Below are 20,457 nucleotides of genomic sequence, written 5' to 3'. Positions count from 1 at the left end.
CCCCGCCGGCCGGCGTGCCGGTCAGGTCTCCTGGAGCCTGCGCAGCACGGTGAGCCAGTGCGTCACGCGCTGGTCCTCGGCGAGCATGATGTAGTCGATCCCCATCACCCCGGCCCCCCGCCACGTCTCCACGAGCTCCATGACGCGTACGGAATCCATGCCCTGGTCGCGCAGGTCGGCCTCGTGGTCGAGATCGCCGGGCTCCAGGTAGAGCAGATCGGCGATGTCGGCGAGAGCCTGCTCGTCGGTGATCTTCATTCGTTCTCTTCTCCTTGGTTGAGCAGTTCGACGAGCTTCGGCACCCACTGCTGCGCGGGTGTGTCCCCGATGACGACTTCCTGGTGCGAGGCCGCCACCGGCACGGTCCGCAGTCTTGGCAGGAACGCCGACCACATGGCGGCAAGCTGCTCCGGATAGTCCGCGCGCTCGACGCCCTCGGTGGCCGCGACCAGCAACGCCGGCACGTCGAGTACGCCCTGTGTCGGCTCGGCCAGCAGCAGGTCGGTGCGCGCGGCGGCGACCGCGATCGCCCGCCGCTGGGTGGTGCTGAGGCCCCCGAAGATGCGCTCGCTGAGCTCCGGCTCCTCGTTCTCCGCCAGCTGGTCGGCGATCCGGTCCTGCAAGGCGACGTCGGCCAGCAGGTCCGCCATCGTCACCCCGATGATGTCGATCTTCTCCTGCAGCGGGCCGTCGGCGCTCGGGACGGCGTCGACGATCCCCAGGCCCCGCACCCGGTGACCACGGGCGATCAGCTCCCGGGCGACGCCGTAGGCCAGGTGCCCGCCCCAGGACCAGCCGAGCAGGTCGTACGGCCCGGTGGGCCGCGTCTCGACGACCACGTCGGCGTAGGCGCGGCAGAGGTCCGTGAGGTTCGCGAAGTCCACCCGCATCATGCCGTGCGCCGGGTCCTGGATGCCGTACACGTCCCAGTCGTCCGGCAGCAGGCCGAGAAGCCGCCGGTACATCGTGGCCAGCCCGGTGTACTCGTGGAAGCAGAACAGCGTCCGGCCCCCCGTTCCCTCGCGCAGCGGCAGCACCACCGCGTCGTGCAGGGTAGGACCGGACGACGCCGTCCGGGCGTCCATGCTCCGGGCGAGCTCCGCGACCGTCTGGTGGGCGAAGACGTCCTTGACCAGCAGGGTGTGGTCGCCCGCGGCGTTCACCCGCGCGACGAGCCGCATGGCGAGCAGGGAGTTGCCGCCGATCTCGAAGAAGTTCGCCGACGTGGAGACCCGCGCGACGCCGAGGAGTTCGGCGAGCGCGTCCGTGATCAGCGCCTCGGTGCCGGTACGCGGTGCGACGTACTCCGCCCCCGCGGTCTCGATCTCCGGCAGGGCACGGGCGTCGATCTTCCCGTTCACGGTCAGCGGGATGTCCGCGACCGCGGCCAGCCCCGCCGGGACCATGTAGTCGGGCAGCTGCCCGCGGACGCGGGCGCGGACGGCGTCGAGATCGACCCTCGCGGGATCGCCGTCGGCGGGCACCAGGTAGCCGTACAGCTGCACGGTCCCGGCCGCGTCCTTGCGGGCGATCACGGCCGCGCGGGCCACCCGCGGGTCGGCCGCCAGCGCGTCCGCCACCTCGCCCGGCTCGATCCGGTAGCCGCGGATCTTCACCTGGTCGTCGGCCCGGCCCAGGAAGTCGATGTTGCCCTCCGGGGTCCAGCGTGCGAGGTCGCCGGTGCGGTACATCCGCTGTCCGGGCTCCCAGGGACAGGCGGTGAACCGCTCGGCGGTCGGCGCCGCCTGCTCCCAGTAGCCCCGGGCGATGCCGTCACCCGCCAGGTACAGCTCGCCGGCGACGCCCTCCAACGTCGGCTGCAGGTTCTCGTCGAGGATGTAGGCACGGGTGTTGAAGATCGGCCTGCCCACGCTTGAGGTGGGGCTGTCGGCCAGGTCGGCGCCGAGCGCGTTGATCGTGTACTCGGTGGGCCCGTACAGGTTGTAGGCCTCGACGCCCGGCGCGTCGCGCAGCTGCTGCCACAGCCGTTCCGGCACCGCCTCCCCGCCCAGCGACACGAACACCACACCGGGCGCGTCGGCCGACACCGACCGGCCCGCCGGCCGGTCCCGCTCCAGCAGGCCGTCGTCGACGAGCAGTTGACCGTACGACGGGGTGACGTCGAAACCGTCGATCCGCGCCTCGTCGTAGTAGGCCAGCAGACGGGCCGGCTCGCGGCGCAACTCCTCGTCGATCACGTGCACCTCGTGCCCGTTGAGCAGCCAGAACAGTTGCTCCCAGGAGGCGTCGAAGGAGAACGACGTGGTGTGCGCGATCTTCATCCGCCGGCCGTCCTGGTGCGCGACGACCCGGTCGAAGATCTCCTCCACGTGGTTGGCGTACATGTTCGTCAACCCCCGATATCCGACCGCCACACCCTTCGGGCGTCCGGTCGAGCCGGAGGTGAAGATGATGTAGGCGAGGTTGTCGAGCGAGACAGGGCAGCCGCGCTCGGCCACGGTGATCGCGCCGCTGCCGAACCGGGCGATCTGCTCCCGTACGCCGGGGGTGTCCAGGTTGACGATCAGGCCGGCCGATTCGCCGAGACGGTGGGCGTCCCGGTCGGTGACCAGGGTGACCGTCGGCCGGGCGACCGACAGCATGTAGTCGATCCGGTCGTCGGGGTGCTCGGCGTCGACCGGCACGTACGCCGCGCCGACGGCGAACACGGCGAACATCGCGATCACCATCCGCTCGTCCCGGGGCAGCAGCAGGGCGACCCGGTGCTCGGGCCGCACCCCCCGTTCCAGCAGCATCCGGGCGTACCGGTGCACCTCCGCGGAGAACTCGCCGAAGGTGTAGCGACGGTCCCCGGCGACCAGCGCCGTCTCGCCCGGCGACAGCGAGACCTGGCGCGCCAGCAGGTCGCCGACCGTCACCTCGTCGACGGGGCACACCCTGCCGTCGCCGCCCGGCGAACCCGGCTCGTGGGGGAGCAGCGCGGGAACACGGCCGACGGGCTCGGCGAGATGCTCGGTGAGGAACCGCAGCACCAGCAGATAGCGGTCCAGGACCACCTCGGCGGCCACCTGCTCGTACGCGTCGCGGCGGAACGAGAGCCGCACGTGCACGGCCGGCGTACCGCCGGTCTCCCACGGGTTGACCGCGAACGTCAGCGGGTAGTGGGTCGCGTCGTTCAGCCCGCCACCGGTCACCTTCGTGTCCGCCTCGGCGTCGCCGCCCACCTCGTACGGGAAGTTCTGCACCACGAACAGGGTGTCGAAGAGGGTGCCCAGACCCGCGTCGTCCTGGATCCGGCTGAGCGAGGCGTAGGCGTGGTCGATCACGGTCGCCTGGTCGGTCCGCATCCGGGACAGCAGGTCGCCGACCGTCTCGAACGGGTCGAGCGCGACCCGCAGCGGCAGCGTGTTGAACAACAGGCCCACGATCCGCTCGGCGCCGGCGAGCTCGGGCGGGCGTCCCGAGACGGTGTTGCCGAACACCACGTCACCGCTGCCGGTGAGCCGGCCCAGCGTGATGGCCCAGGCCGCCTGGAGCAGGGTGCCGACCGTGCTGCCGGCGGTCCGGGCGGCCGCGAAGACGCGCGCCGCGTCGGCCGGGCCGAGATCGCGGTGCAGGTCGGCGGTCTCGACGCGGCTGTCACCGAGGTCGCCCCCGGCCGGCCAGACGATCGACGGGCCGGCCAGATCGGCGAGATAGTCCCGCCAGGCCGTGTGGGTGGCCTCCGTGTCGCGATCGGCCAGCCAGTCCAGGTAGTCCCGGAACGGCACGGCCGCGACGCGATCCGCCTGATCCGGGTCGTGGTAGGCCGCGAGCACCTCGGCCATGACCAGGTTCAGCGACCAGCCGTCCATCAGGATGTGCTCGAAGGTCATCGCGAGCGTCCACGCCGACGGGGCACGCTCCAGCAGCACGAACCGCAGCAGCGGCGGCCGCTCGTGGTCGAACGGCGCCTCCCGCTCCGCGGCGAGGAAGGCCACCGGATCGTCTGCCTCCGGCTGCCACTCGGCCCGCGTGACGACCCGGTAGGGCGGCGGCGTGTGGGCCGGCACGACCTGCACCTCGCCCGCACCCAGCACGACGAAACCGGCGCGGAGGTTGGGGTGGCGCCGCAGCACCGCGGACACCGCCGCGCCCATCCGGTCCGGATCGACAGCGCCGGAAAGATCCCGGGTGACCTGCGAGACGTACGCGTTGTGGTCGTCGGTCTCCCGGGAGCGGACCATGTGGTACAGCAGCCCGCTCTGCAACGGCGACAGCGGCATCAGCTCGGCGTCGGCGCCGTAACGCGCGCGTACCCGATCGGCCTCGGCCGCCGTCAGCGGCAGCCGGTCGGCGCGGCGCAGCGTGGGCCGGTCAGGCCCGGCGTCGCCGACGACCACCCCCCGGGCCGCGAGGTCGCCGAGGACCGTCTCGGCGAATCGCCGCGCGTCGATTCCGATCCCGGGCGCCACCTCCGTGCGCACCGACACCCGGCCGCCCGTCCCGACGAGCACCGTGACGGACACGGGTGCGCCCCGGCCCGCGCCTTCGGCGTCCGTACGGAACAGGCCGATCTGCACACCGGGCTCGGGGACGTCGTCGAGGAAGCGGCTCAGGGTGGCGTCGCGCAGCAGGGCCGCGTACTCGTCGGCGCGCCGAGGATCCCACGACAGCGCCGCCTCCAGGTCCGGTGTCACCTCGTCACCGGCCGTGACGCGCCCGCAGAGATCACCCGGAACGACGGCCGGGAGGCGTCGCACCGATCCGGCCGGACCCGGCTCCTCGAACTCGATCACGAGATCGTCCGTGACACCGAGCGCCCGCACCACCGCGGCCGCGAGGCGGGCGCGGACGGCGGCAGGCGTCCCGGACCGCACCGGCGCCGTGACCTCGGCGGTCCCGGTTGTGCGTGACGTCTCCCCGGGGGACGCCTGCTCCCCGGGCTCCCCGGGGGACGGCTGCCAGGGCTCGGCGTCGGCGAGGGCGTCGACGTGGTCGTCCCAGAACGGATCTTCGAGCGCCTCGCGCAGGGCGGCGCCGTCGAGAGATGGACTCTCGGTGGTCGGGACGACGGTGAGGACGGTACCGGCCCGGTACGCCTCGACCAGGCGGGCGGCCAGCGGGGCCAGCGTGTCCAGCACCTCGGGGTTCGGGCCCGAGGTGGTGAGCATGCCGTGGCCGTCGTCGTTGATGCCGATGGCCACCTGCCCCACACCGGCCAGGGTCAGGTGCTCGGCGGCGGCCCGCCACAGCGGCGCGTCGGCGATGTCGAAACGCGGGATCGGGTAGCGGTAGGCCGGCGCGAGGTCCTCGGCGGGCGTGGCATCCGCACCGTCCCGGGCCAGCCGCACCAACTCCGCGAGCTGGACCACCGGCAGAGCCGGATGGCGGCCACCGAGCACCAGGAAGAGGCGCGCGGTCGCCAGCAGGCGCCGCGTCGTCTCGGCGGACATCAACTCGCGGGCGGCGTCGAGGTGCAGGCGGTACCCGCCGCCGCCTTCCCGGGCGAGGGCGAAGACCAGGTCGAACAGCGCGGGCGGGGCGTTGTCGTCGTCGAGTTCGGTGTACGCGGCCTCGCCGGGCGTATAGGGCACGAGATGCCGGCCCGCGACGGCGTTCGACTCGTCGGTGAGGTCGAAGAAGGCGGCCATCACCTGGAAGAGCGGGCTCACCCCCGGCAGGCGCGGCGGGTTGACCGCCTCCACGACGCTCTCGAACGGCACCAGCTTGTGCTCGCCGGCCTCGATCGCGCGATCGCGGACGGAGCGCAGGGTCTGTTCGAAACCGCGGTCCTCCGCGATGTCCGCACGGACGACGGCCGTGTTCACGAAGTACCCGATCAGGTCGTCGAGCTCCGGATCGTCGCGAAGGTCCACCGGAGTGCCCACCGGGATCGCCGGTCCCGCCCCCTCGGCCCAGAGGGCGAGCGCGAGCGCCCCGACGAGCGCGTGCAACGGTGTGGCCGCGCGCTCCGCCAGCAGGTCGAGCAGGTCACCGACCTCCTCGGCGGCGAGCTCGACCGACACCGAGCGGACCGTCCTGGCCCCGCCGTCGGCTCGCGCGTGATCGAGGGGCAGCGGTGTCTCGGCCGGCAGGCCGTCGAGCGTCTCCCGCCAGTGGGCCAGCTCGGCGGAGAACAGGGAACCCGGGTCGTCACGCTCGCCGAGAACCTGCCGCTGCCACACCGCGAAGTCCGCGTACTGCCCGGTGAGCGGAGCGAGTTCGGCCCGGACGCCGCCGGTCTCCTCGGTGTAGAACGCGTCGAGGTCCCGCAGCATCGGCGCGCTGGACTGCTCGTCGGTGACGATGTGGTGACCGTGCACCGCGAGGATGTCGGCCTCGTCCGTCCGCAGCAGCGTGAACCGCATCCCGTACGCGGAGGTGATGTCGACGGGCTCGTCGAGCAGGGCCGCCATCCGGTCCCGTACCGCCGTCGGCGGGACCCGCTCCACGTTCAGCGGGCCGGTGCCCGGTGCCGGGTGCACGACCTGGGTCAGCGCGCCGGAGCCGTCGAACGCGAACGTCGTGCGCAGCACCTCGTGGCGTTCGACCAGGCGGCCGATCGCCCGCTCCAGGGCGGCGGCGTCGGCCCGGCCGCGGAACTGGAACGCGTCACCGGCGCGGTAGACGCTCTCCCCGGAGACCTGCTCCGTGACCCAGAGCGCCTGCTGCCCGTACGAGGCGGGGAGCACCTCGGGCCGGGTGACCTCGGTGAAGCGCAGGGTGGGGGAGGCCGCGGTCGGCGAGGACTGCGGCAGTGCGGTGAGTCGGGCGATGGTGGGGTGGTCGAAGAGGTTGCGGAGGGTGAAGGAGGCGTTGAGGCGTGCGTTGGCGCGGGTGATGGCGCGGGTGGCCAGCAGTGAGTGCCCGCCGAGGCGGAAGAAGTCGTCGTCCACTGTCAGCGATGGCACCTGGAGGACTTCCTGGAATACCTCGGCCAGGACCCGCTCGGTCCGGGACTGCGGTGCCCGTCCGGTGGTGTTCCCGAGGTTCGGGGTGGGCAGGGCTCTACGGTCGAGTTTGCCGTTGGCGGTGACCGGCAGCGTGTCGAGGTGGGTGAAGGTGGTGGGCACCATGTACTCGGGCAGCCGCGCCTCGGCGTGGGCGCGCAACGCCTCTTCCGGTACGAATGTGATGACGTAGGCGGCGAGGTACTTTCCACCGGCGGGGTGGTCGAGGGCGACGACGGCGGCGGCCGAGACGTCTTCGTGGTTTTCCAGGACGTTGCGGATCTCGTCGAGTTCGATCCGGAACCCGCGGATCTTGATTTGGTCGTCGGCGCGGCCGAGGAATTCGAGCTGTCCTCGATTGTTCCAGGTGACGAGGTCTCCGGTTCGGTAGAGGCGTTGGCCGGAGTCGTCGGCGATGAAGCGTTCAGCGGTCAGGCCGGGACGGCCGATGTACCCGTCGGCGAGTTGTACGCCGCCCAGGTACAGCTCTCCTGCGACGCCGGGTGCGGTCGGTCGTAGCCAAGCGTCGAGGACGACGGCCCGTACGTTGGCGACGGGCCCGCCGATGGGGACGACGGGAGTGTGGGTGAGGTCGATGTCGGTGAGGTTGACTCCGGTGGTGTCGACGGCTGCTTCGGTGGGCCCGTAGGTGTTCCACACGTTCACTCCGCGAACGCCTTGGAGGCGGTGGCCCAGTGCGGCGGGTAGTGCTTCTCCGCCGATCGACAGGTGTCTCAGGGGTGAGGTGGCGGGGTCGAATCCGGTGTCGAGCATGGCTTGGAGCATGGTGGGCACCAACTCGACGAACCCGATGGGTTCACCGGTGAGGATGGCGGCCAGGTACTCGGGGTCGCGTTCACCACCAGGTCGGATCAGACGGACCGCGGCGCCGACGGTGAGCGGCCAGAAGAACTCCGGGACCGCGACATCGAACCCGACAGAGGTTTTCTGCAGAACCCGCTCGGTTCCCGTGATCGGGAAGGTGTCCTGCCGCCAGGCGATGAGGTTGACAATCGCCTGATGGGAGACGGCCACCCCCTTGGGACGACCGGTCGTCCCGGAGGTGAAGATCACATACGCGGTGTCGAGTGGCGACAACGGCCGCGACACCACCGGCTCTCCCGGGAGGCTTTCCAGTGGTTCTTCGACCACCAGGGCGGGGTCGGCGTCTTCCAGGATGGTCTGGATCCGGCCGGAGGGGTAGGAGGTGTCGATCGGGACGAACGCCGCACCTACCCGGACGATCGCGGCCAGGGTCACGACCAGGTCCACCGACCGAGGCAAGATCACCGCCACCCGGTCACCGACCCGAACACCCCGGTCGATCAACGCCTGAGCTGTCGCGTTCACCCGGTCATCGAACTGCGCGTAGGTCACCTGGACGCCGTCGTCGTCGATCACCGCGATCCCGGACGGGGTCGCGGCCACCTGCTCCCGGATCAACCCGTCCAGAGTGAGCGGCCGCACCTCCAAGGGCGTACCTGTCATCTCGACCGCATCGCCGACCGGCAGCAACGCCAGCTCAGCCACCCGTACATCCGGAGTGGTCGCCATCGCCGCCAGCACCCGCTCGAACATCGCGGCGAACCGGTCGACCGTGGCCCGATCCAGCACGTCCGGCCGGTACGAGAACTCCAGGACGGCCGAGTCGGGACCCGGCGTGATCGAGAGCGCGAGCGGGTGCGTGGTGGCATCCCGCCCATCGACCTGCCGCAGCGCGATCCCGACGTTCTGCTGTGCCTCGGCCAGCTGTTCCTCGTCGACGGGGTAGCTCTCGTAGACGAGGAGTGTGTCGAACAGCGGGGTGAACCCGGTGGCTCGCTGAACTTCCGCGAGCGGCACGTGGTGGTGGTCGAGAAGGGCGGTGTTCCGTTCCTGAACCTGGGCGACCAGCTCCCGGAGGGTGGGGTTCCCGGCCACGGCGACGGGGGTCGGGACGGTGTTGATGAACAACCCCACCGCGTCCTCGATGCCGTCGATCTCCGCGGGACGGCCGGAGACCGCAGTGCCGAACACGACCGTCTGCCGACCGGTGACGCTGTTGAGGAAGACCCCCCAGGCCGCCTGCATCAAACTGCTGAACGTGGCGTCGACGGAGTGGGCGACCCGCTGCAACGCCGCGTGGGTCTCCGGGCCGACGACCACCTCGAACTCGTCCGGGAACACCGCGGACGTGATCGGCGCCCCGGGGACGACGAGCGTCGGCTCGTCCACCGTTGCGAGCGCCTCGGCCCACCGCGCCAGCGAGGCGCGCTCGTCCCGAGCCGCCAACCACGACAGGAACGCCGGGTAGACGCGGTCCGGCTCGGGCCGCGAGGCGGGATTCCGGTACGCGTCCAGCAGCGCCTCGACCAGCCTCGGGCTCGACCACCCGTCGGCCAGGACGTGGTGCGTCGTCCAGACCAGGGTGTGCCGGCCGGGCTCGGCGGTCAGCAGCACCGCGCGGGTGAGCGGCGCCGACCGCAGGTCGAACGGCTCCGCCCGGTCACGGTCGAGCACCTCGTCGAGCGGGACTCCGGCGCCGATCGCGGCGAACGGCGTCACCGCCGCCGAGGGAATGACGGCGACGAGCTCCCCGGCGCCGGTGGAGGCGATCGCCGCCCTCAGGTGCGGGAACCGTTCGAGCACCCGGTCCAGGGCGACCCGCAGCCGGTCGGGGTCGACCTCGCCGTCGAGGTGCAGGACAGTCTGGGTGACGTAGACGTCCACCGCCCCGTCATCCGCGCCGAGGAGGGTTTCGAACGTGATGCCCCGTTGCAGGGCCGTGAGCGGCTGCACGTCGGCCAGCTCCCCGTAACGCGCCTCCCACGCGTCGATGTCCGCCTGGGCCAGACCGGGGACGGTCAGGTCCGACGGCGAGCGACGCCGATGAGCCGCCGCGTCCGCGTAGCGGCCCAGGGCGGTCAGCGCGGCCGTCCAGAACTCGGTGAGTTCGCGGACGTCCTGCTCGCCGATGACGTCGGCGGCATAGGAGATCGTTCCGTCCAGGACGAGGCCGCCCTCGCCGGGAACGGCGGCGGTGTTGATGTCGATCACCGCCGGCAACGGCAGCTCGCCGGGGGAATACCCGTCGAGGCCGCCGGTCTCCGGTGCCCCGCCCCAGGCGACGGCCTGCTCCGACTCGTCGCCACGGAACTGCCCCAGATAGTTGAAGCCGAACTGCGGGACACCTCCCGAGGCGAGAGCCGTGGCGGTGGCGGGGTTGAGGTGGCGCAGCAGACCGTAACCGGCACCGCGATCGGGAACCCGGCGGAGCTGCTCCTTGACCCGCAGCACCGCGTCCGCGGCGAGCCGAGGGTCGGTCAGGGCCCGTGTCGGATCGACGTCGTCGCTGGACAGCGCGACGGGGTACCAGCTGGTGAACCACCCGACCGTTCGGGACAGGTCCGCGCCGGGGACGAGGGACTCCTGGCGGCCGTGCCCCTCCAGCCCCACGACGGCGCGCCGGTGGTCCGCTCCGCGACGGACGCGCCAGGCGCCGATCGCGATCGTGAGCGCCCCGAGGAGGACGTCGTCGACCTCCGCCGACAGCAGGCGCGGCACATCGGTCAGGATCGCCCGGGTGACCTCCGCCGACAGCGACACCTCGACCGTTCCGGCCGTCCCCTCGGTGTCCCGTACCGGGTCGAGCGGGCGCGAGCCGATCAGTGGATCGTCGTCGGCGACCACACTGGACCAGTAAGCGAGCTGGCCGGTGACGTCGGCGTCGGCTGAGCGCCCGGCGAGGGCGTGCGTCCACGTGGGCACGCCCGTCCCGGTCGGCGACAGGGGCTCGATGGTCCGGCCGGTCTCCAGCTCCCACGCGTGCTTCAGGTCGTCGCCGAGGATGCGCCAGGACACGCCGTCCACCACCAGGTGGTGGATCACCCACAGCAGCCTGCCGCCGGACTCGGCGTCGTCCGTGAACCAGCGGGCGCGCCAGAGGATTCCGGCCGTCAGGTCCAGCGACTCGGAAAGCTCCGCCGTGGCGGTTCGGACCTGCTGGGGCCACTCGGGTGAGGACCACACCGCCGTGGAGGTTTGACGGGCGGCCGCTTCCTCGGAGAACGGCCGGATCTCGAAGCGCCGTTTCTGCCCGTCGCCTCGTACGAGCCGCCCGCGCAGCGCGGGATGGTGCTCGACCACACGCCCGAGGATCCGGTGCAGGGCCGGCTCGGTCAGGCCGGGCGGGGTGACGAAGGTGAACGACTGTGTGAACGCGCCGAACCCGGGGAGATCGACCTCGGCGGCGGCGATCGGCCACAGACCGGACTCGGACCGCTCGGCCAGGGCGGTGAACTCCCGCACGGCCACGGCGTCGTGCTGCTCGGCCGCCCGCGCCAGCGCACTGACCGTACGGGCGGTGAACATCTCCGCCGCCGTCACCGTCACTCCGGCCCGGCGGGCCCGCGACACCGCCTGGATCGACAGGATGCTGTCACCGCCGAGGCGGAAGAAGTCGTCGTCCACTGAAACCGATGGCATCTGGAGGACTTCCTGGAACACCTCGGCCAGAACTCGCTCGGTCCGGGACTGCGGTGCCCGTCCGGCTGTGTTCCCGAGGTTCGGGGTGGGCAGGGCTCGTCGGTCGAGTTTGCCGTTGGCGGTGACCGGCAGCGTGTCGAGGTGGGTGAAGGTGGTGGGCACCATGTACTCGGGCAGTCGCGCTTCGGCGTGGGCGCGCAGCGCCTCTTCCGGTACGGATGTGATGACGTAGGCGGCGAGGTATTTGCCGCCGGCGGGGTGGTCGAGGGCGATGACGGCGGCGGCTGAGACGTGTTCGTGGTTTTCCAGGACGTTGCGGATCTCGTCGAGTTCGATCCGGAACCCGCGGATCTTCACCTGGTCGTCGGTGCGGCCGAGGAATTCGAGCTGTCCTCGATTGTTCCAGGTGACGAGGTCTCCGGTGCGATACAGCCGTTCGCCGGAGTCGTCGGCGATGAAGCGTTCAGCGGTCAGGCCGGGGCGGGCGAGGTAGCCGTCAGCCAACTGCACACCGCCCAGATACAGCTCTCCGGTGACACCGGGCGCGGTGGGGCGCAGCCAGGCATCAAGGACGACCGCTCGCACGTTGGCGACCGGCCCGCCGATCGGAACGACAGGGACACCGGTGAGATCCACATCAGCGAGACTGATCCCGGTGGTGTCCACGGCTGCTTCGGTGGGCCCGTAGGTGTTCCACACATTCACCCCACCAACGCCTTGCAGGCGGCGGCCCAGTGCGGCGGGTAGCGCTTCTCCGCCGATCGACAGGTGTCTCAGGGGTGAGGTGGCGGGGTCGAATCCGGTGTCGAGCATGGCTTGGAGCATGGTGGGCACCAACTCGACGAACCCGATCGGCTCAGCGGTGAGGATGGCGGCCAGGTACTCGGGGTCGCGTTCACCGCCAGGTCGGATCAGACGGACCGCGGCGCCGACGGTGAGCGGCCAGAAGAACTCGGGGACGGCGACGTCGAACCCGACAGAGGTTTTCTGCAGGACCCGCTCGCTCTGCGTGATGGGGAAGGTGTCTTGTCGCCAGGCGATGAGGTTGACGATCGCCTGGTGGGAGACGGCCACCCCCTTGGGACGGCCGGTCGTCCCGGAGGTGAAGATCACATACGCGGTGTCGAGCGGTGACAACGACCGCGACACCACCGGCTCTCCGGGGAGGCCTTGCAGTGGTTCTTCGATCACCAGGGCGGGGTTGGCGTCTTCCAGGATGGTCTGGATCCGGCCGGAGGGGTAGGAGATGTCGATCGGGACGAACGCCGCACCTACCCGGACGATCGCGGCCAGGGTCACGACCAGGTCCACCGACCGAGGCAAGATCACCGCCACCCGGTCACCGACCCGAACACCCCGGTCGATCAACGCCTGAGCTGTCGCGTTCACCCGGGCGTCGAACTGCGCGTACGTCAACTCCGTACCGTCGTCGTCGATCACCGCGACCCCGTCCGGGGTCGCGGCCACCTGCTCCCGAATCAACCCGTCCAGGGTCGAGTCGGGGATCTCGAGTGCCGCGCCGGTCACCGCGGTGACGTTGCCGACCGACAGGAGTGTCAGTTCCGCTACTCGCGTGGTCGGGGTTGTGGCGATCGCTGTCAGGGCGTGTTTGAACGTTGTGATGAAGCGGTCGATGGTGGCGGGGGCGAGGATGTCGGTGGCGTAGGTGAGGTGTCCGTCGAGTCCGGTTCCGGTTTCCACCAGGTCGAGTTCGAGGTCGGTTTTGGCGGCGGCGAGGGTGGCCGGGATGTTCTCGACGCTGAGACCTTCGAGCACGACGTCGTCGGTTTGCGGGTCGGCGTGGTGGGTCAGCATGACCTGGAAGAGGGGGTTGCGGCTTTGTGCCCGTTCGACTCCCGCTACCCGCGTCACCTCTTCGAAGGGCGCGGCCTGGTGAGCGAACCCGTCGAGCACCGTCTGCCGGGTACGCAGGAGGAGGTCAGTAATCGTGTCGGAGGGGTTCAGCCGGTGCCGCACCGGCAGTGTGTTGACGAAGTAGCCGACGACACCTTCCAGTTCGTGCTCGGTGCGACCGGCGACGGGTGATCCGATCACGAGGTCGTCGCCGCCGCCGAGCACTGACACGGTGAGCGCTGTGGCCGCGTGGACGATCATGAACATGGTGACGCCCAGCTCATCGGCGACCGCCCGCAGGCCCGCCACGGTGTCGGCGGGGATGGTCAGCTCGACGTCGATGCCCTGGTGGGTCGGCTCGGTCGGCCGGGGCCGATCCAGTGCGATCGTCGACTCCGGCGGTGCGTCATCCAGCACCTCACGCCAATAGCCGAGAAGCCGGGCCAGCTCAGAGTCCGGGTCGGTGGAATCGCCCAGCGCCTCACGCTGCCAGATCGCGTAGTCGGCATACTGCACCGGCAACGGCTCCCACACGGGCCGCTCACCTTGGATCCTGGCCTGGTAAGCGGTCGACAAATCGCCCAGCAGCAGCGGAAACGACCACTCGTCCACCGCGTGGTGATGTATCGCCAGCACGAACACCCACTCGGCGTCGGCAACGCGGAGCAACGCCGCACGAACCGGAAGATCCACCCCCAACTCGAACCCGCCCTGAACGACCTCGGCCACCCGCGCGTCGCTGAACACCTCCGCATCCAGCGGAAGCCGGGAGATCGCGTCGTCCGCAGGGACGACCACCTGCCGCAGTTGTCCGTCCTGCTCGGTGATGAGCGTTCGCAGGGCCTCATGCCGGGCCACCACGTCCCGCAGAGCGGTACCCAGGGCGGCTTCGTCCAGCGTGCCGGTCAACCGCAGCACCAGCGGGACCACGTAGCGGGAACCGGGTCCGCCCAGCTGCTCGATCAACCACAACGACTGCTGCCCATACGAGACCGGCAGCTCCGCGGGCCGCGGAACCTCACCCACCAGCGGGAGCGGCGGCGTGGTGTCCAGGGCGGCGCCGTCGACGAGTTCCGCCAGCCGAGCGATGGTCGGGCGGTCGAAGACGTCCCGCAGGGTCAGGCTCGTGGTCAGCCGGGTACCGGCGCGAGAAACGGCACGGGTGGCCAGCAGCGAGTGCCCGCCGAGGCGGAAGAAGTCGTCGTCCACCGACAGCGCGGCGTCCGCCGGCAACCGCAGGACCTCCCGGAACACCTCGGCAAGGACCCGCTCGGTCCGGGTTTGCGGTGCCCGGCCGGTGGTGTTCCCGAGGTTCGGGGTGGGCAGGGCTCGTCGGTCGAGTTTGCCGTTGGCGGTGACCGGCAGGGCGTCCATCTGGGTGAAGGTGGTGGGCACCATGTATTCCGGCAGCCGTGCCTCGGCATGGGCGCGCAATGCCTCTTCTGGCACTGACGTGATGACGTAGGCGGCGAGGTATTTGCCGCCAGCGGGATGATCCAGTGCGACGACGGCGGCGGCCGAGACGTCTTCGTGGTTTTCCAGGACGTTGCGGATCTCGTCGAGTTCGATCCGGAACCCGCGGATCTTCACCTGGTCGTCGGTGCGGCCGAGGAACTCTAGCTGTCCTCGGCTGTTCCAGGTGACGAGGTCTCCGGTGCGATACAGCCGTTCGCCGGAGTCGTCGGCGATGAATCGCTCAGCGGTCAGGCCGGGACGTCCCACATACCCATCGGCGAGCTGCACGCCACCCAGGTACAACTCTCCTGCGACGCCAGGTGCGGTCGGTCGCAGCCAGGCATCAAGCACGACGGCCCGCACGTTGGCGACCGGTCCGCCGATCGGGACGACGGGAACACCGGTGAGATCCACATCGTCGAGACTGATTCCGGTGGTGTCGACGGCTGCTTCGGTGGGCCCGTAGGTGTTCCACACATTCACTCCGCGAACGCCTTGGAGGCGGTGGCCCAGTGCGGCGGGTAGTGCCTCTCCGCCGATCGACAGGTGCCTCAGGGGTGAGGTGGCGGGGTCGAATCCGGTGTCGAGCATGGCTTGGAGCATGGTGGGGACCAGTTCGACGAACCCGATGGGTTCGCCGGTGAGGATGGCGGCCAGGTATTCGGGGTCGCGTTCACCACCAGGTCGGATCAGGCGGACCGCGGCGCCGACGGTGAGCGGCCAGAAGAATTCGGGGACCGCGACATCGAACCCGACGGATGTCTTCTGCAGGACCCGTTCGCTCTGTTTGATCGGGAAGGTGTGCTGCCGCCAGGCGATCAGGTTGACGATCGCCTGATGGGAGACGGCCACCCCCTTGGGACGACCGGTCGTCCCGGAGGTGAAGATCACATACGCGGTGTCCAGCGGCGACAACGACCGCGACACCACCGGCGGCTCGGCCGAGCTGGCATCGAGCGCCGTCGCCACCGTGAGGTCATCCAGCCGGACCCGACCCACGGCAACCTCCGCCAACCCGGCCGCGCCGGCCGAGTCGGTCACCACCAGAGCCGGGGCGGCGTCCTCCAGGATGGTCTGGATCCGACCCGCCGGATACGAGGTGTCGATCGGCACGAACGCCGCACCCACCCGCACCACCGCGGCCAACATCACCACGAGATCCACCGACCGGGGCAACACGACCGCCACCCGGTCACCGATCCGTACGCCCTGGTCCAGCAGGATCCGCGCCGCCGCGTTCACCCGGGTGTCGAACTGCGCGTAGGTCATCTGGACGCCGTTGTCGTCGATCACCGCGACTCCGCCCGGGGTCGCGGCCACCTGCTGCCGGATCAACCCGTCCAGAGTGAGCGGCCACACCTCCAAGGGCGTGCCTGTCATCTCGACCGCATCACCGGCCGGCAGCAACGCCAGCTCTGCCACTCGCGTGGTCGGGGTTGTGGCGATCGCTGTCAGGGCGTGTTTGAACGTTGTGATGAAGCGGTCGATGGTGGTGGGGTCGAGGATGTCGGTGGCGTAGGTGAGGTGTCCGTCGAGTCCGGTTCCGGTTTCGACCAGGTCGAGTTCGAGGTCGGTTTTGGCGGCGGCGAGGGTGGCCGGGATGTTTTCGACGGTGAGACCTTCGAGCACGACGTCGTCGGTTTGCGGGTCGGCGTGGTGGGTGAGCATGACCTGGAAGAGGGGGTTGCGGCTTTGTGCCCGTTCGACTCCCGCTACCCGCGTTACTTCCTCGAAGGGCGCGGCCTGGTGAGCGAACCCGTCGAGCACAGTTTGCCGGGTACGCAGAAGGAGGTCAGTGATCGTGTCGGAGGGGTTCAGCCGGTGCCGCACCGGCAGCGTGTTGACGAAGTAGCCGACCACACCTTCCAACTCGTGCTCGGTGCGACCGGCGACGGGTGATCCGATCACGAGATCGTCGCCGCCGCCGAGCACTGACACGGTGAGCGCTGTGGCCGCGTGGACGATCATGAACATGGTGACGCCCAGTTCATCGGCGACCGCCCGCAGGCCCGCCACGGTGTCGGCGGGGATGGTCAGCTCGACGTCGATGCCCTGGTGGGTCGGCTCGGTCGGCCGGGGCCGATCCAGCGCGATCGTCGACTCCGGCGGTGCGTCATCCAGCACCTCACGCCAATAGCCGAGAAGCCGGGCCAGCTCAGAGTCCGGGTCGGTGGAATCGCCCAGCGCCTCACGCTGCCAGATCGCGTAGTCGGCGTAGTGCACCGGCAACGGCTCCCACACGGGCCGCTTACCCTGGGTCCTGGCCTGGTAAGCGGTCGACAGGTCGCCCAGCAGCAGCGGAAACGACCACTCGTCCACCGCGTGGTGATGTATCGCCAGCACGAACACCCACTCGGCGTCGGCAACGCGGAGCAACGCCGCACGAACCGGAAGATCCACCCCCAACTCGAACCCGCCCCGTAGGATTTCGGCGATCCGCGCGTCGGTGAAGGTATCCACGATCAGCGGGAGCCGGGAGATCGCGTCCTCTGCGGGAACGACGAACTGCCGCAGTTGTCCGTCCTGCTCGGTGATGAGCGTTCGCAGGGCCTCATGCCGGGCCACCACGTCCCGCAGAGCGGTACCCAGGGCGGCTTCGTCCAGCGTGCCGGTCAACCGCAGCACCAGCGGAACCACGTAGCGGGAACCGGGTCCGCCCAGCTGCTCGATCAACCACAACGACTGCTGCCCGTACGAGGCGGGGAGCACCTCGGGCCGGGTGACCCCGGTGAAGCGCAGGGCCATGGCTGACGACGCTTCCGGCAGTGCGGCGAGTCGGGCGATGGTGGGGTGGTCGAAGAGGTTGCGAAGGGTGAAGGAGGCGTTGAGGCGTGCGTTGGCGCGGGTGATGGCGCGGGTGGCCAGCAGTGAGTGCCCGCCGAGGCGGAAGAAGTCGTCGTCCACCGACACCGATGGCACCTGGAGGACCTCACCGAACACCTCGGCCAGGACCCGCTCGGTCCGGGACTGCGGTGCCCGTCCGGCTGTGTTCCCGAGGTTCGGGGTGGGCAGGGCTCTACGGTCGAGTTTGCCGTTGGCGGTGACCGGCAGCGTGTCGAGGTGGGTGAAGGTGGTGGGCACCATGTACTCGGGCAGCCGCGCTTCGGCGTGGGCGCGCAACGCCTCTTCTGACACGGATGTGATCACATAAGCGGCGAGGTACTTTCCACCGGCGGGGTGGTCGAGGGCGACGACGGCGGCGGCCGAGACGTCTTCGTGGTTTTCCAGGACGTTGCGAATCTCGTCGAGCTCGATCCGGAACCCACGGATCTTCACCTGCTCATCGGCCCGGCCAAGAAACTCCAGCTGTCCCCGGCTGTTCCAGGCGACCAAGTCTCCAGTGCGGTACAGCCGTTCACCACGGTCGTCGGCGATGAACCGCTCAGCGGTCAGGCCGGGGCGGGCGAGGTAGCCGTCAGCCAACTGCACACCGCCCAGATACAGCTCTCCGGTGACACCGGGCGCGGTGGGGCGCAGCCAGGCATCAAGGACGACCGCTCGCACGTTGGCGACCGGCCCGCCGATCGGAACGACAGGGACACCGGTGAGATCCACATCAGCGAGACTGATCCCGGTGGTGTCGACAGCTGCTTCGGTGGGCCCGTAGGTGTTCCACACATTCACCCCACCAACGCCTTGCAGGCGGCGGCCCAGTGCGGCGGGCAGTGCCTCTCCGCCGATCGACAGGTGCCTCAACGGCGAGGTGGCGGGGTCGAATCCGGTGTCGAGCATGGCTTGGAGCATGGTGGGCACCAACTCGACGAACCCGATCGACTCACCGGTGAGGATGGCGGCCAAGTACTCGGGGTCGCGTTCACCACCAGGTCGGATCAGACGGACCGCGGCACCGACGGTGAGCGGCCAGAAGAACTCGGGGACCGCGACATCGAACCCGACGGACGTTTTCTGCAGAACCCGCTCGGACCGCATGATTGGGAAGGTGTCCTGCCGCCAGGCGATCAGGTTAACAATCGCCTGATGGGAGACGGCCACCCCCTTGGGACGGCCGGTCGTCCCGGAGGTGAAGATCACATACGCGGTATCCAGCGGCGACAACGACCGCGACAACACCGGCTCTGCCGCCACGCCCTCCAGCGGTTTCTCAACCACCAAAACAGGAGCAGCGTCTTCCAGGATGGTCTGGATCCGGCCGGAGGGGTAGGAGGTGTCGATCGGGACGAACGCCGCACCTACCCGGACGATCGCGGCCAGGGTCACGACCAGATTCACCGACCGAGGCAAGATCACCGCCACCCGGTCACCGACCCGAACACCCCGGTCGATCAACGCCTGAGCTGTCGCGTTCACCCGGTCATCGAACTGCGCGTACGTCACCTCCGTACCGTCGTCGTCGATCACCGCGACCCCGTCCGGGGTCGCGGCCACCTGCTCCCGGATCAACCCGTCCAGAGTGAACGGCCGCACCTCCAGCGCCTCGCCTGCGCCGCGATCGTCCAGCAGAGCCTGTTCGGCGGGGGTCATCGTGTCCGGCAACGCGACGATCGCGGTGTCGGCATCCCGGTCGAGGGTGGCCGCCACGAAGCCGGCGAAGCGCTCCGCGTGCTCCGCCAGCTCGGCCGGCCCGATCAGCGACTCGTGGCCGGCGAGCTCAAGCCGGGAACCGTGCACCGGGTCCGAGTAGACGACCAGCTCGAGACGTCCCACCGGGCCGGCGTTGACGGTCTCCTGTCGGCCGGTCACGTCACCGAACCGGGCCGTGTAGTCGAACGCCTTGATGTTGATGACCGGGAGGCACAGGTAGTCGAACTCGCCGCCCGGCCAGCCGCGGGCCACCTGTTCCTCGGTCAGGTTCCGGTCGCGGCTCGTCGTGCGCAGCTGCCGCGCCACGCTGTGCACGATCTCCTCAAGCGACGACGCACCGGCCAGTCGTGCCGCGACCGGCAGTGAATTCACCAGCATGCCGGGGGTACGGAGAGCGGCGGCGTCGTCGCGCATCATGAACGGGACACGCACGATCAGCTCGCGGCGGTTCTCGCCGAGGGCGGTGTAGACGCCCCACAGACCGGTCAGGTAGGCCGCCCAGCTCACCCGTGACCGTCGGGCGCGGTCCTGCATCCGTCCCCACGCGTCGGCCGGCAGTGGAACGGCGACCTGCTGCTGCGAAAGCTCGAACAGCTCGTCGACGCGGACGTTCGCCGCGTGACCGAGTGGCTCCGCCTCCGCGAACAGTGACGTCCAGTCGTCGGGAAGGCGATGGTCCGCAGCCGGTGCGGATTCGGCTCCGACGACGTCCGACAAGCCGCCGAACCAGCGTGGTGCGGGCGCGGCGCCGCGCAGCCGGACCGTGTAGATCTCGGCGACCCGGCGGGTGAACAGCGACAGACCGTACGCGTCCAGCACGAGGTGATGCGTCGTGAACGCCCAGACCCACGAGCCGCCGTCCCGCCGAAACAGGACGGACTCCGAGCGGGACGGCTCGGTGACGTCGATGACCGTACGGTAGGAGGCCCGGACACGGCGCCGGATCGTGTCGTCGCCGGCCGGCTCGTCGACGACCGTGGTCGACAACGATGCGGCCTCCTCGACGATCTGGTACGCCGTGCCGTCCACCTCGGTGAATCGGGTGCGAAGCGCCTCGGACTCCGTGAAGGCTTGCTCGACCGCGTCCGCGAAGATCGCGGCATCGATCGGGCCGTCCAACCACACCAGTTGGCCGATCCGGAACGCCGTCGCCTCGGGGACCAGACGCTGCGCCGCCCACACTCCGCGCTGGGCGCGGGTCAACGGGACGAGTCGGCCAGACATGAATCCTCCAAGGTCGTGCAGTGCA

Annotated in this window: 2 protein-coding genes; both read right to left on the bottom strand. The window is 70.1% G+C overall.

The features are described from left to right. Window positions 1–21: 21 nt before the first annotated feature. Entirely contained in the window at window positions 22–258 is a 237-nt protein-coding gene (locus tag ABD817_RS36325; protein WP_344922963.1) for a phosphopantetheine-binding protein, read from the bottom strand. Then, window positions 255–20,432: an amino acid adenylation domain-containing protein gene (locus tag ABD817_RS36320; protein ID WP_344922962.1), complete on the bottom strand. Its 20,178-nt coding sequence runs from the start codon at window positions 20,430–20,432 to the stop codon at window positions 255–257. Before ABD817_RS36320 ends, ABD817_RS36325 begins: the two co-directional genes overlap by 4 nt. Window positions 20,433–20,457: the final 25 nt, after the last annotated feature.

Source organism: Streptosporangium oxazolinicum (genome assembly GCF_039537505.1).
In the GTDB taxonomy this organism is placed as follows: Bacteria; Actinomycetota; Actinomycetes; order Streptosporangiales; family Streptosporangiaceae; genus Streptosporangium; species Streptosporangium oxazolinicum.
Note: the sequence above shows the minus strand (reverse complement) of the source record. Positions and strands in the feature narration are given on the sequence as shown.

Coding starts and splice junctions, on each gene's coding strand:
- ABD817_RS36325 (WP_344922963.1), bottom strand. CDS start 258: ATGAAGATCACCGACGAGCAGGCTCTCGCCGACATCGCCGATCTGCTC.
- ABD817_RS36320 (WP_344922962.1), bottom strand. CDS start 20,432: ATGTCTGGCCGACTCGTCCCGTTGACCCGCGCCCAGCGCGGAGTGTGG.